The organism is Mucilaginibacter ginsenosidivorax (assembly GCF_007971525.1).
Classification (GTDB): Bacteria; Bacteroidota; Bacteroidia; order Sphingobacteriales; family Sphingobacteriaceae; genus Mucilaginibacter; species Mucilaginibacter ginsenosidivorax.
This window is the reverse complement of the sequence record NZ_CP042437.1, coordinates 1,375,298-1,389,270: the sequence shown is the minus strand read 5'-3', so window position 1 is coordinate 1,389,270 and position 13,973 is coordinate 1,375,298. Positions and strand designations below refer to the sequence as shown.

Genomic DNA, 13,973 nt, shown 5'->3' with positions numbered 1-13,973 from the left:
ATTACATATTAACAATCATTGCCTTGCCGCTGTATTTAACCACTTTATCGGCTTTGGCTGTAACCTCTACATCCGAGCCATGCGCGCCTTTAACCAACACAATATTAAACGTGCGGTTTTTTAGCATACCCGGGAAATGGCCTTTGGTATCTGATATAGTTAGCTTACGGGTTTTATCATTCCAGTTAAAGTTGATGGTGGCAAAAGCGCCTTTTTCGTAATTGTAATTTTCGTTTTCATCTTCGTACAACTTAAAGGTACCATCTGCGCCGGGGTATATCCTTAATTCGATGTTACTGGCTGGTTTTTCGGTAGCATACTCCATGTGCGGACCCATTGGGATAATAGAACCAGCTTTTACATAAAGCGGCAATATCTCGATAGGAGCGGCAGCGCTGATGGTTTGGCCGCCATCTAAAACCTCTCCATTCCAGAAGTTGTACCATTTGGTTGCTGCGGGCAGGTAAACCTGGCGCGCTTTAGCTTTTTTATCAGCATCGGCCGATGTATACAGTTGCTCGGTAACCGGGTTAACCATAAAGGCAGGGCCAAACATGTATTGGTCTGGTATGCCATAAGCTTTTTCGTCGTTCCTGAAATCAAACGTCAGGGCACGCATCATGGTATAGTTTTCTGTAGTTACCTTGCCGGCCAGCGAGTAGATGTACGGCAGCAGGCGGTAACGCAGTTTATCAAAGTTCAACAGGATGGCTTTGGTATTGGCATCCCAGTTGTCGCTAAATAATGCACGCTCGCCTTTACCATGGATACGGAAGATGGGGCAAAATGCGCCAAACTGAAACCAGCGCGTAAACAGTTCGCGCTTATCCGGCTGCGACCAGTCGGCAGCTTTCCAATGGAAGTGGTAGCCACCTATGTCCGATGTCCAGTAGGGGATACCCGATGCACAAGCGTTAATACCCTGCGGCACCTGGTTTTTATAATTCCAGAAGGTACACTCAATATCGCTTGACCATAAGGTGGCGGCATTACGCTGTTCGCCGGCAAATGATTGCCTTACCAAAAAGAAAGCGCGTTTGCCCGGAATATCCCTGCGCCAGCCATCGTATACACCTTTAGTATGCTGTAATGAGTAGGTGTTAAAATAATCAATCCCTTTACCTATGCTAAAGTTGCTTTGGCGGCGGGCATCAAGCAAAGCGCCGTTATCCGGCTCGCACTGGTCAATCCACCAGGCATCAAAACCGTAGCGTTTCACCAGGCTATCACGTGCCTGATCCCAATACAATTCGCGGGCCTTGGGGTTATGGGCATCATAGTAGGTATCAAAAGTATGGGTAACTACGTTATCCCAGGTAATATCCGTTAAGCCGCCCATTTTTTCCAACGCATCGTAGTTGGGGGTACCTTTGCCAAATACAGGCCATATCGAGATCATGGCATGGATGTTTGCTTTGTGCAATTCATCAACCATTTGTTTTGGGTGAGGATAACGCTCGGGCTTCATCACGTGCGAGCCAATTGGCAATGGATCCCAGTAGTACCAGTCCTGTACAATTACGTCAACCGGGATGTGGTTATCACGGTATTTATCTTTAACAGTCAATATTTCTTTTTCGCTCATGTACCTGTCTTGTGATTGGAAAAGCCCGAAAGCCCATTTGCCAAACATTGGTGCGCGACCGGTTGCCGTACGATATGAATCGATAATATGATCAAAAGAAGGGCCGTAGAAGAAGTAGTAATCAACCTGTTTACCACTTTCAGATACGTATTTAAATTTGGTGTTATCAGCCTCGGCGCCATAAAAGTTTGACGCCGAATAGTTATCCCAAAGTAAACCATAGCCCTTGGTTGATAATAATACCGGGATAGCGCCGGTAAGGTATTTGATTAGCAATTCCTGGTTGCGGCCTTTATAGTTGATGGATAAAGAATCTAAGGGGTGGCAGCCCAAGCCGTAAAGCGCCTCGTTTACCGGCGAGGTAAACTGTGTGCTTACATTATAGGTACTGATGCCGGCAATAGTTGCGGGTGTTATTGTTTTGTTTTCACTGTCTTCGGCAGTAATTACATTGCCTTTTAAATCGGTATAAGTAATGGCATTGGTGGCCTTGTTCACTATTACCTTCATTTTTGCCGTGGTAATTATTACTTCGGTTTTGGTTGCTGTTACCTGGTAGGCAGCAGGTGTTTTCCAGCTGTTAACCACCACCAGCGATGGCTTGGTTTCAAAGGCATCAAAAATGGTATATTTTACTTCGATGATGTCGGCACTGCGCACAAGTACCTTCATCAGGCCTTTATCTAAAGAAAAGGTAACACCATCCGCCCCTTTTTTAAAGGATTTAACGGTAGCGTTTACAGTAAGAGTGGCCATGGCGCCTGCCAGCAAAATAAACAACGCAATCGATTGTTTTATTTTTGCATTTAAGGTGGGTAACATTTTAAACATATTGAACAGCAGTAAATTAGTTTATAATAAGTGTAGGAATAACACCAAATTTGAAAACGTGAATATAGGTACTTTTTTTAATTGGAGAAAAAATATTTGCAGTGAGGCGAAGACTCACCCGCTGGTCCGCCGTTGGCGAACGGCACCCTCTCTCCGGCTTTCGCCGCATAGAGGGGCTTGAACGGTGTTTAATTTACTGTGTTGTTCGAAGTTGGAGACTTCGAACCATTATGCCTGTAGTCTCCAGACTACAGGATTGTGAGAGAAAATATTAAAGTTATATTGCTCTTCATCGCGTTGGGCTGAACCACCGTAGTTTTAAACTACAGGCATAATCGTTCGAAGTCAGAGACTTCGAACAGCGGAGGAGCCATCAATGCCGATGTTTGTTGATAGCTAAAACATTTCAGCATTCGTTACGTCGATGGATTTGCCCGACATAATATTCCACTATTCAAGCCCCTCTTTACGCGCAGCGAAGAGAGGGTGACGAGCGCAGCGATGTCGGGTGAGTATTTGCCTGCGTTCAAAGCCGATGTTTGCTGGTAGCTAAACCATTTTAGCATTTGTGATAGCGATGGTGTGTTTTTAACCACATCACAAAGCATGCTCAACGTTTCTGCAAACACCATGTAGTCATACACCGAAGGTTTTGTACGTTGGTTGTTTTTATAGGTTCGTAAAGCGTACCGTTTAGCGCAAAGCCATAGCGCAGCAGGATTTGTTCATCTACCAGGAAACGCTCAGAACCATCGGGTAGCAGGAAACGGTTATTGTTATCAACAGGTTTTACCAGGTTTTCGATGCCGATATCGGATGCCAGCCTGGCAAAAAAGTAGCCGCCGGGTTTAAGCACCCGCCAAAGCGAGTGTACCATGTTGTCGAAATGTTCGATGCTTTTTGCAAAATGTAAAACCGCGCTGCAAATAACCAGGTCGAAAGTGTTATCAGGATAAGGCAGATCTTCAACCCCCGATACCGCAAAGTTTGAGAGGGGATTAGCCGGCGCTAACGTGGCAGATAATTGCTTAACCGCATCAACAGCCGCCTCGCTTTGATCAACCCCGTAAACTTCGAACTCGTTTTGTAAAAAATAAACCAGGTTTCGGCCGCCGCCGCAGCCGGCATCCAATACAGTTTTGCAGTCATCAAACCGGCCTTTCAATAATTGATCGAACAGGTAAATATCAATATTGCCAAATGTTTGCCTGAGCTGATTTTGCATGGCGAAAATTAAGAATAATATGAAAATTACTTAACTTTAATTATGGCTACAGATATGTCAATCTTCATGCAGTTTATGCGTGGTTTTTTACTGCCATTGCCCGGTGTTACCGAGAAAATGTGCTTTGAAGATCCGGCCTTTTATGTAAATGGCAAAATTTTCACCAGTGTGAAATTAGGAAAAGAGCTTTTGGGTATCCACACCACCGAACGTGAAAAGTGGATGGAGCGCGATCCTCACACATTCTTTATTACTCCGCATTATCTCAATTACAAATACATGCTGATATGCCTTGAAACGGTATCTCCGGATGACGTGAAAAACCTGTTGATAACCGCCTATCTTGCCCGGGCAACAAAAAAACTGGTAAAGGAATATGAAGCAATGATATCAGCCGGGTAAATACTGCTTTTCGCTTAACTTGTTACCAAAACACAACGCCGATTTAGCGTTAAAACAATTACTTTTGCCTACCTATTTGACTATATGATAAAATTGTACCTGAGCTGCTTTCTTGTCCTCGCTATAACTATAAATGCCACCGCCCAAATCCAAAAAACGGAATTCAAAGATACAACTCACCTTAAAACCGCAATTGTGCGTGGGTACCTGAGCGAACAGCCAGTGTTAAGTGTACCTGCCTCGGTAAGTGTATTGGGGGGTGCACAACTTAAACTACAACCCGATAATTCATTTGTTACGGCTTTAAATACTGTTCCGGGTATCCGGGCCGAGGAGCGTTCGCCGGGGAGTTACCGTTTATCCATCCGCGGCAGCTTGTTACGGTCGCCATTTGGGGTAAGGGATGTGAAAATTTATTTTGATGAGATCCCCTTAACTGATGCAGGGGGCAATACTTACCTGAATGCTATAGATATAGGCAGCATAGGCAGTATCGAAATTTTAAAAGGCCCCGATGGCAGTTTGTTCGGCGCCAACTCCGGCGGGGTAGTTTTGCTAAGTTCTATTAACCGCTATAATGATAGTAGTTACTTAACGGCGGGCGTTAATACTGGCAGCTATGGTTTGTTCCACGAAAAGCTTACCCTTCAGCAGCATTCCGGGGCAAATTTGTTTAATATCAGCCAAAGTTTTCAAACCTATCATGGTTACAGGCAACATAGCGATACGCACCGAAATTACATACAACTGTCCGATAAATGGAACTATAGTGGTAAAAACGAGTTAAAAGTGCTGGGTTTATACTCCAACCTGGCCTACCAAACGCCGGGTGGTTTAAACCTGGCACAGTTTACCGCCAACCCAACATTGGCACGCCAGCCAACACCTACTTTGCCAGGCGCAATACAACAGCAAATTGGCATTACCACCAAAGTGTATTTAGGCGGATTGACTAACGAATACCATTTAAGCGACAGGATCAGGAACGTGCTATCTGTTTTTGGCAACCATGTTGATTTTGCCAACCCATTTATTACCAATTATGAGCAGCGCAGCGAGAATACGTACGGATTACGTACCTATTTTGAACTGGCCGGCAATCACCAGGAAAACCTGGACTGGAAAGCCGATCTGGGAATTGAGTGGCAGCAAACCAATTCGCTGATCAGCAATTATGGCAATAAAAAGGGCGTAAAAGATACCACCCAAACCAGCGATAATATTCATACCAATCAGCATTTTATTTTTGGCCGGTACTCGGCAGACCTTTTTAAACGTATGCATGCCGAGGCCGCTTTGAGCCTGAACTGGTACGACTATGATTTTAAAAACATTTACCCGCTTAACCAAAGCAGTTTTACCAACCGTAATTTTACACCGCAATTAATGCCAAGGCTTGCCTTAAGCTACCAGCTTACCAATAACTTCATTTGGCGGGCATCAGTAAGCCGTGGCTACTCTACACCAACCACTGCCGAGGTGCGGCCTACTGATAATATTGTAAATACCAGCCTGCAGGCCCAAACCGGCTGGAACTATGAAACCGGTTTCCGTCTGCGCAACCAGGACGAAACTTTATTGCTTGACGCATCGGTGTTTTATTACCGCATCAGCAACGCCATTGTACGCCGTTTAAATGCCGACGAAACAGAGCACTACATCAATGCCGGCGGCACCAATCAGCCTGGTTTTGAGCTATCGTTTACAGATTGGATTATCCGCCAGAACAGCACCCATTTTATCCGGGGCCTTCAGTTTAATGAATCATATACTTACAGCGGGTTTACTTTTCGCGATTACACGGTTACCAGCACCAGCTACTCGGGCAACAGGTTAACGGGTGTGCCAAGGCATGTGTTTGTATCCAGCCTGCAGCTGAAATTCCCGGCAGATCTTTCTTTGTTTGCGCAGCATAACTACACCTCAAAAATCCCGCTGAATGATGCCAGTACAGTATACGCCGGGCATTATAACCTGTTACAGGCCAGGGTTAGCTGGCAACCAACCATAGGCCGTAAAACAAGGTTGGAAATTTTTGCTGCCGCGGATAACATCCTGAACCAAAAATACAGCCTCGGGAATGATTTAAACGCAGTAGGGAACAGGTATTATAACGCTTCGCCTTTAAGGAATTATAATGTGGGGATGAATGTGAGGTTGTAGAGGATTTTGGATTTCGGATGTTCGATTTCGGATTTATTTTATTTGCAGCTCGCCTCCAAAAGCGGCTATTTATTTTGATGTTCGATTTCGGATTTATTTTATTTGCAGCTCGCCTCCAAAAGCGGCTATTTATTTTGTTTAAACCTGGATTACTAAGCAGATTTGTATAATTTGACTGCATGTCGGCTTTTAAATCCCAAATCGAACATCCGAGATCCAAAATCAAATGATCCCCATCCTGTTGGAATCGAACTTGATGAGCACGAAAAGCAGGATGGTAAAACTTAATAATGATGAGCCGCCGTAGCTTATAAATGGTAACGGAATACCAATAACGGGTACTATCCCAATCGTCATACCAATATTGATTACTACGTGAAAAAAGAGCACCGATGCCACGCCATAGCCATAGATGCGCGAAAATGGCGATCGCTGTCGCTCGGCGATAAAGATAACCCGGAGAATGAGGAAAATATAAAGGCCTAATAACGCAAGTGAGCCCGCAAAGCCCCATTCCTCGCCTATGGTGCAAAAAATAAAATCGGTACTTTGTTCGGGCACAAACGAGTATTTAGTTTGGGTGCCATGTAAATAACCCTTACCCCACATTTTACCCGACCCTATGGCAATTTTAGATTGATTTACATTATATCCTTTACCCCTTAAATCCGTAGTGATGCCCAAAATGATGTTGATACGGTCGGTTTGGTGCGGTTTTAATACACTGGTGTAAATGAATTTAACACTAAATACAAAGGTGATGGAGATAGCAAGCCCTATCAGCATGGTACTGATGAGTTTACGGTTACGCCTGAATAAAAAGATAACCAGGGCAGTAAATGCCACCAGTGCAATGATGATATGCAAGGGATTAAACAGCAGGGCCACCACAAAAAGCGTAATCAGCAAACCGGTTACGATGAGGAAGTAAGGTGATAAACCTTCCCGGTAGAGTACGAAGATAAGCGAACAAAATACAAGTGTTGAACCTGTATCCGGCTGCAGCATAATCAATATCATGGGCAAGCCGATGATAGCCCCAGCTGCCATAAATGATTTTGGATCGGTGACGCGGATATTCGGCCCGCTCAGGTACCGGGCCAATAACAGGCAGGTAGCAAACTTGGCAAACTCCGATGGCTGTAGCCTGAAACCACCGCCAAGGTTTATCCAGGCCTGGTTACCGCCAACATTGCGGCCAATAACCAGTACAACCATTAACAAAAGCACGGTTACAACGTAGAAAGCCGGAGACAGGGCGCTGAAAAAACGACTCTCTAACAGCAGGATAATCATGCCAATTACCACAGCCACAATGATGAATATAAATTGCTTGCCATAATTGGTGGCCCCATCTATGATGCTTGGATGCCTTTCGTCAAAAACGGCGGCATGAATGTTGAACCAGCCTATAGTGCACAGGATAAGGTATAGGAATACCGTAACCCAATCAACATTAAAAAAGAAGCTGCGCTGGTTATTATTATTGTTATTCATGCTATTTGCCAGCCCCCCTGCCTGCTAATAAATTGCCCCAGTTATTCGGTTTGTTATTGTTTGCCGTTTTTAAACGTGCCGCCTTTTTTATGGAGTCGGCCTTGAATTTTTTTATGGAGTCGGCTTTTACCGCGCGGATACTATCGCGCATGCGTTCCTTTTTCAAATCCAGGGCGTAAAGCGTTAAATCGGGCATGCGGTTGGCATTGGCAAAATAATCAACCGTAATGCCCGATTCGCGTGGCGTTATCTTACCCCTTAAATATTTTTCGACAATAAAGCTGGCAATAGGAGCAGCCCAATGCGCACCCTCGCCCGAGTTTTCTACAACAACGGCAATGGCTATTTTAGGGTTCTCGCGCGGTGCGAAGGCTACAAATACTGAGTTAGCTTCGCCACGCGGGTTTTGCGCTGTACCTGTTTTGCCGCACATGATAATGCCCGGAATTTTTGACCGGCGGGCGGTACCATCTTCCACCACAGCCTGCATCCCATTTATTACCGGTTCAAAGTATTGCGAATCTATACCCACATAATTTCTTTTGGTATACTCGGCCTTAATAACATTTTCGGTACCAATGGCTTTAATGAGGTGTGGTTTGTAAAAAAAACCATGGTTGGCAATAGTGCATTCCAGGTTGGCCATTTGTAATGGGGTTGCCAACAACTCGCCCTGGCCTATGGCTAAAGAAATGATGGTACTGGCACGCCAGCCGCCTTTTTTATAAACGTTGTCGTAATGTAGTGGCGTTGGTACGTTTCCGCGGCTTTCAGCAGGCATATCCAGGTCCAGCCGGGCGCCTAAACCAAATTTCATTACGTTGGCCCTCCACTTTGTAAATTCTGCTTCGGTATATTTGGCTCCGCTGCGTTCCAATATCCGTTGAAACACCATCGAAAAATAACCGTTACATGATTCGGCTACCGCCCTGCCCATGTTAACTGTACCGTGAGCTTCGCCATTGTTACATGGTACCAGCCGGTTGCCGGCCCTGTAATGCCCGGTGCAATAGTATGTTTCTGAAGGGGAGATAATGTTTTCCTGCAAAGCTATCAACGCACTTAATGGTTTAAATGATGAGCCCGGCGGATACTGCGCCTGTATAGGCCTGATGAAAAACGGCTTATACGGGTTGTTATACATTTTGGCAGCGTTGTTACCCCGCTCGCGGCCAACCATCAGATTAGGGTCATAAGTAGGGCTGCTTACATAAGCCAGTATCTCGCCGCTCGATGGTTCAATGGCCACAATACTGCCCAGCTTATTTTGCATCAGCTGTTCGCCTAGTTTTTGTAGTTCGATGTCTAACGAGGAAGTAAGTCGCTCGCCGGTACGTGCCACCGTATCAAAAGCGCCATTGGCGAATGAGCCTTTTTGTGCCCCGCGCGAATCAACCATCATGTTTTTAACACCACGCTGTCCGCGCAAAACATTTTCGTAAGCTTTCTCCACGCCGGTTATTCCAATATAATCGCCCAGCCGGTAATAACCGTTGGAGCGTTTGATATCGCGGTCCTGCGCCTCACCAATGTAACCTAAAAACTGCGCTGCAACCGAATCGGGATAAGTACGTACAGTACGGGGCAATGCATAAAAGCCGGTAAAGTCGTTTATTTTTTCCTGTATCGAAGCAAAGCGTTCGGCCGATATTTGTTTTTCAAAAGGGGAGTCTTTATTAGGCGAATATTTGATGGCTTTTATCCAGCGCTTGTTAAAGCCATCCTTATCAATGCCCAACAGGTTACAAAATGCAACGGTATCAAAGGGTTTTACATCTTTGGGCGTTACCATGATATCGTAAATAGGTACGTTTTGTACCAGTATTTTACCATTCCTATCTAAAATGGGACCGCGGGCAGGGTATTGGATAAAACTGCGGATAACGTTTTTGGTAGCGTAAATGGCGTAGCGGTCGTCAACTATCTGGATATAGTAAAGCCTGGCCAGCAGCGTTAAAATTATAGCTACAAAAATACCGGTGATGACGTAGCGACGCTCAAAAAAATTATTCATTTACGTTCTTTCCTTTTGAAAAATAGCAGGCCCGAAACAAGTATCAAAAATACCGTAAATATTGAACTTAAAACAACGCGGCTTAGTGTGTATTGTATTTCAGAAAACCGGAATACTTCAAGGGTTAGTAGGAAAAAATGATGGGCAAAAGTAAGTATCACCGCATACGTGAAAAACCACCTGAACCCCATAATGCTCAGGGTTGGTTCCGGCTCGTTGTCAAACCCTTCTTTTTGCACGGTTATATTGATGAAAAGAATACGAACAAGCGCCAGCACAACGCAGGCCGAAGCATGCAGGCCGGGTGTATCATAAAAGGCATCTACCGTAAGGCCTAACAGGAATGATAATACAAACAGCAACACATTCGGTATTTCGAAAGGCAGTAGCAGTATAAAAAGGATATAAAAGTAAGGGGTAGACAGGTTGTAAAAAGTGATGTTTTTGAGCAAAAATGCCTGCATAAACACCAATAACAAAAAGCGGATTACATTGATGATGATAGTACGGCCCATTATTTAATTGCTGCGGCCTCCAGTCCGGCTTGTTCCTGTGCGTATTTATTAACTACCACGTATATGTATTGCAGTTTGGTAAAATCAACCGCAAGGCCAACCTCTACATTAAGCAGCAAGCCGCCCTCTTTGGCATGCAGATTGGTTACCTTACCAAAAGGGATCCCGGTTGGGAAAAGCGAATAACCTGATGTTACCACCATTTCGCCCATGGTGGGTTTGGCATCGTTTTGCAGGCTTAGCAAACCCTTACGCGGATTAAGATCGTTTCCCCATATAAATGAGCCAACAGATTTATCTTTTACCAGCATTGCGCTAAACTGGCTTTTTGAATGCAGTAGTGATTTTACAATGGCGTAGTGGTCTGTTACATCGGCTATCATACCCACCACACCCGCACCGCAAATTACACCCATATCTTTAGTTATGCCATCCCTGCTGCCCTTGTTTATGGTGATGTAATTATTAGATTGGTTGGTTGAATTATTGATAACACGGGCTACCAGGTAAGTGTACTGCTGTTTGTAAACAGTATCAACAACTTTATGCTTTTCGGTAGTATCAACATAAAATGATGTTTTAAGCATTCCCCGTAACCTTGCGTTTTCGCGTGCAAGACTGTCATTTACATCCTTTAAAGATAAATATCCCTTAAACTGGCTTACCTGCCCATATAAACTGCCGGTAACCTGGTTTTGCGAACTGATAAACGTAGCCTTTTGAAAAGAGTTATATTTGATGTAGATAAGCAGCGCGCTCACCTCAAAAATCAGGAATAAAAAAAACGCGTTATACTTAGTGATAAATATCAAGAGGTTACGCATCGGGAGATAGATTTGAGATGTGAGATTTGAGATATGAGATAAAAGAACACTGAAGTCAATGTCTCATATCTCACATCTAATATCTCATATCTAATTTACTGCATTAAAAATTTAAAATTACCTATGTTTTTAAGGGCGGTTCCTGTGCCACGTACTACGGCGCGCAATGGGTCTTCGGCTACGTGAACGGGCAGTTTGGTTTTGGCTGCCACACGTTTATCAAGGCCACGCAATAAGGCGCCACCACCGGTTAGGTAAATGCCAGTCTGGTAAATATCTGCCGAAAGCTCGGGCGGGGTAATTTCCAGCGCTTTTAATATCGCTTCTTCTATTTTGGAGATAGATTTATCTAAACAATGCGCAATTTCGGTATACGATACCATGATCTGTTTTGGCACGCCGGTCATCAAATCACGGCCTTGTACTGCAAAATCAGCCGGTGGATCTGCCAGTTCGGGCAGTGCGGCACCAACTTCAATTTTAATTTTCTCGGCAGTACGGTCGCCAATCATGATGTTATGCTGGCGGCGGATGTATTGAACGATGTCCGAATCGAAGTTATCACCAGCAACGCGGATAGACTGATCGCAAACAATACCCGATAAAGCGATAACCGCAATTTCGGTAGTACCACCACCAATATCAATGATCATGTTACCCATAGGCTCTTCCACATCAATACCAATACCTACTGCGGCAGCCATTGGCTCATGTATCAGGTAAACCTCTTTGGCGCCGGCAATCTCGGCCGAGTCGCGCACCGCACGTTTCTCAACCTCGGTAATACCCGATGGGATACAGATAACCATACGTAACGATGGGAAGAACCATCCTTTACCCTGGTTTATCATTTTTATCATGCCCCGTATCATGTGTTCGGCAGCGTTAAAGTCGGCAATTACACCATCTTTAAGCGGGCGAACAGTACGGATATTATCATGTGTTTTACCCTCCATTTGCATGGCCTGGCGCCCAATGGCAATAACCTTGTTGGTAGTCCTGTCGAACGCCACGATGGACGGTTCGTCAACAACAACTTTATCATTATGTATAATAAGGGTATTGGCAGTACCCAAATCAATAGCAATTTCCTGTGTAAAAAAGTTAAATAAACCCATCTAATGTTTCCCTTGAAATAATCTGCAAATTTTATAAAAATACGCTTAATAAAATTACATACTTGCAATTAAAAGCGTTAAAAATTAATATTTATTGTTTAGGAAGTTGATTTAGTTGGATTGGGTTGATTATGTTGATTAAGTTAAATACACTCCGCACTTTTCTTAACCACTCACCTAATCAACTCAATCAACCATTCACTTTTTTTCAAAAATTAATGCTTAAAATGACGCACTCCTGTAGTTACCATCGAGATGTTTTTTTCATCGCACATGGCTACAGATAGTTTATCGTTTATTGATCCGCCTGGTTGCAGTACCGCGGTAACACCGGCTTCGGCAGCCAGTTCCACACAATCAGGGAACGGGAAAAACGCGTCGGACGCCATCACTGCACCATTCAGATCGAAGCCGAAACTGTTGGCTTTAATAACGGCCTGTTTCAACGAATCAACCCTTGAGGTTTGCCCAACGCCACTTGACATCAGCTGGCCGTTTTTGGCAAATATGATGGTGTTTGATTTGGTGTGTTTTACCACTTTATTGGCAAAAAACAAATCTTTTAATTCCTGCTCAGTTGGTTTGCGGTTGGTAACCGGGGTCATTTGTGCCGGGCCCTCAATAACCGCGTCTTTATCCTGCTCAATAACACCATTCAGCAAGGTTTTAAATTGCTTAACAGGTAATTCAACCGGTTGGCGAACTAAAATAATACGGTTCTTTTTTGCCTGTAATATTTGTACTGCTTCGTCTGTATAGGCAGGCGCAATCAGCACTTCGTAAAATATCTTGTCAATCTCGGTAGCGGTAGCGGCGTCTATCTCATCGTTGGCAATAATTACACCACCAAAAGCCGAAACCGGGTCGCAAGCCAGTGCATCAATCCAGGCTTCTTTAATAAACGAGCGCGAAGCAATGCCGCAGGCATTGGTATGTTTCAATATGGCAATGGTTGGCTCGCCGGTAAATTCGTCAATTAACGCAACTGCCGCGTCAACATCTACCAGGTTATTGTATGAAAGCTCTTTACCGTTCAGTTTGTTAAACATGGCATCCAGGTTACCATAAAACGTACCTTTCTGGTGCGGGTTTTCGCCGTAACGCAAGGTTTGGCTGGTAAGGATGCTTTGTTTAAACACCGGTAGCGGCTCTTCCTGGTTAAAATACTGGAAAATGTGTGTATCGTAGTTTGAAGTAATGTTGAATGCCTTTTGCGCAAATGATTTACGCTGATCGATAGTGGTAACGCCATCCTGTGTTTTCAGGATGTCTTCCAATATGCCGTAGTCGTCTTTTGAAGCAACGATGGTTACATCTTTAAAGTTTTTTGCACCGGCACGGATCAGGGAAATACCGCCGATATCAATTTTTTCGATCACGTCTTCGGCACCTGCGCCAGATTGTACAGTTTCTTCAAAAGGGTAAAGATCTACGATAACCAAATCCAACTCAGGAATTTCGTATTCGGCCAGCTGTTTCTCATCACTATCAAAGCTACGGCGGGCCAAAATGCCGCCAAACACCTTAGGGTGCAGGGTTTTAACACGGCCGCCTAATATAGACGGGTACGAGGTAAGGTCTTCAACAGGTATTACATTTACCCCTAAATTGCGGATAAAAGTTTCGGTACCACCGGTAGAATATATATTAACACCAAGGCGATTTAACTCGAGAATTATAGGCTCTAAATTGTCTTTGTAGTAAACAGAAATTAAAGCATTTTTTATTTGAACAGACTGGCTCATTTACAGTGATTTTTTGAGCCGCAAAGGTAGTGATATTTTTTGTTAGTCGGGAAG

Annotated in this window: 10 protein-coding genes; 2 read left to right on the top strand and 8 right to left on the bottom strand. The window is 44.2% G+C overall.

Annotation, left to right across the window (positions count from 1 at the left end; translation table 11 throughout):
* Position 1: 1 nt before the first annotated feature.
* Together FSB76_RS05605 and FSB76_RS05600 are read right to left on the bottom strand one after the other, a co-directional pair.
* The gene (locus FSB76_RS05605; RefSeq protein ID WP_158642846.1) at positions 2-2,407 is read right to left on the bottom strand and encodes a glycoside hydrolase family 31 protein; all 2,406 of its coding nucleotides are present in this window, start codon (positions 2,405-2,407) and stop codon (positions 2-4) included.
* Positions 2,408-3,026: 619 nt separating this feature from the next.
* Entirely contained in the window at positions 3,027-3,641 is a 615-nt protein-coding gene (locus tag FSB76_RS05600) for a class I SAM-dependent methyltransferase (RefSeq protein ID WP_147052591.1), read from the bottom strand.
* A 42-nt stretch (positions 3,642-3,683) separates the two neighbouring features.
* Between FSB76_RS05600 and FSB76_RS05595 the strand changes: the two genes are divergently transcribed.
* Together FSB76_RS05595 and FSB76_RS05590 are read left to right on the top strand one after the other, a co-directional pair.
* Entirely contained in the window at positions 3,684-4,043 is a 360-nt protein-coding gene (locus tag FSB76_RS05595; protein WP_147052590.1) for an MmcQ/YjbR family DNA-binding protein, read from the top strand.
* An 84-nt stretch (positions 4,044-4,127) separates the two neighbouring features.
* A complete protein-coding gene (locus FSB76_RS05590; RefSeq protein WP_147052589.1) occupies positions 4,128-6,206 on the top strand; it encodes a TonB-dependent receptor in 2,079 nt (692 codons plus the stop codon).
* Between the two features lie 222 nt (positions 6,207-6,428).
* On the opposite strand, the gene rodA is transcribed toward FSB76_RS05590, so the two are convergent.
* From rodA to purH, 6 genes are all read right to left on the bottom strand, one after another.
* Entirely contained in the window at positions 6,429-7,703 is a 1,275-nt protein-coding gene (rodA, locus tag FSB76_RS05585; protein ID WP_147052588.1) for a rod shape-determining protein RodA, read from the bottom strand.
* 1 nt (position 7,704) lies between these two features.
* Positions 7,705-9,717, bottom strand: coding sequence for a penicillin-binding protein 2 (gene mrdA / locus FSB76_RS05580; protein WP_147052587.1), 2,013 nt, complete (start codon positions 9,715-9,717; stop codon positions 7,705-7,707).
* Positions 9,714-10,232, bottom strand: coding sequence for a rod shape-determining protein MreD (locus FSB76_RS05575; protein WP_147052586.1), 519 nt, complete (start codon positions 10,230-10,232; stop codon positions 9,714-9,716). Before FSB76_RS05575 ends, mrdA begins: the two co-directional genes overlap by 4 nt.
* On the bottom strand, positions 10,232-11,056 hold the full coding sequence (gene mreC / locus FSB76_RS05570) for a rod shape-determining protein MreC (protein ID WP_147052585.1): 825 nt from the start codon (positions 11,054-11,056) through the stop codon (positions 10,232-10,234). The genes FSB76_RS05575 and mreC overlap by 1 nt, the downstream gene beginning before the upstream one ends.
* Positions 11,057-11,151: 95 nt before the next feature.
* The gene (locus tag FSB76_RS05565) at positions 11,152-12,174 is read right to left on the bottom strand and encodes a rod shape-determining protein (RefSeq protein ID WP_090651245.1); all 1,023 of its coding nucleotides are present in this window, start codon (positions 12,172-12,174) and stop codon (positions 11,152-11,154) included.
* Between the two features lie 215 nt (positions 12,175-12,389).
* A complete protein-coding gene (purH, locus tag FSB76_RS05560) occupies positions 12,390-13,919 on the bottom strand; it encodes a bifunctional phosphoribosylaminoimidazolecarboxamide formyltransferase/IMP cyclohydrolase (protein ID WP_147052584.1) in 1,530 nt (509 codons plus the stop codon).
* Positions 13,920-13,973 lie beyond the last annotated feature (54 nt).

What these genes read in the sequence shown, in the direction of transcription:
- FSB76_RS05565 (WP_090651245.1), bottom strand. Translation starts at nt 12,174, where the DNA reads ATGGGTTTATTTAACTTTTTTACACAGGAAATTGCTATTGATTTGGGT.
- purH (WP_147052584.1), bottom strand. Translation starts at nt 13,919, where the DNA reads ATGAGCCAGTCTGTTCAAATAAAAAATGCTTTAATTTCTGTTTACTAC.
- FSB76_RS05600 (WP_147052591.1), bottom strand. Translation starts at nt 3,641, where the DNA reads ATGCAAAATCAGCTCAGGCAAACATTTGGCAATATTGATATTTACCTG.
- mrdA (WP_147052587.1), bottom strand. Translation starts at nt 9,717, where the DNA reads ATGAATAATTTTTTTGAGCGTCGCTACGTCATCACCGGTATTTTTGTA.
- mreC (WP_147052585.1), bottom strand. Translation starts at nt 11,056, where the DNA reads ATGCGTAACCTCTTGATATTTATCACTAAGTATAACGCGTTTTTTTTA.
- FSB76_RS05605 (WP_158642846.1), bottom strand. Translation starts at nt 2,407, where the DNA reads ATGTTACCCACCTTAAATGCAAAAATAAAACAATCGATTGCGTTGTTT.
- rodA (WP_147052588.1), bottom strand. Translation starts at nt 7,703, where the DNA reads ATGAATAACAATAATAATAACCAGCGCAGCTTCTTTTTTAATGTTGAT.
- FSB76_RS05575 (WP_147052586.1), bottom strand. Translation starts at nt 10,232, where the DNA reads ATGGGCCGTACTATCATCATCAATGTAATCCGCTTTTTGTTATTGGTG.
- FSB76_RS05590 (WP_147052589.1), top strand. Translation starts at nt 4,128, where the DNA reads ATGATAAAATTGTACCTGAGCTGCTTTCTTGTCCTCGCTATAACTATA.
- FSB76_RS05595 (WP_147052590.1), top strand. Translation starts at nt 3,684, where the DNA reads ATGGCTACAGATATGTCAATCTTCATGCAGTTTATGCGTGGTTTTTTA.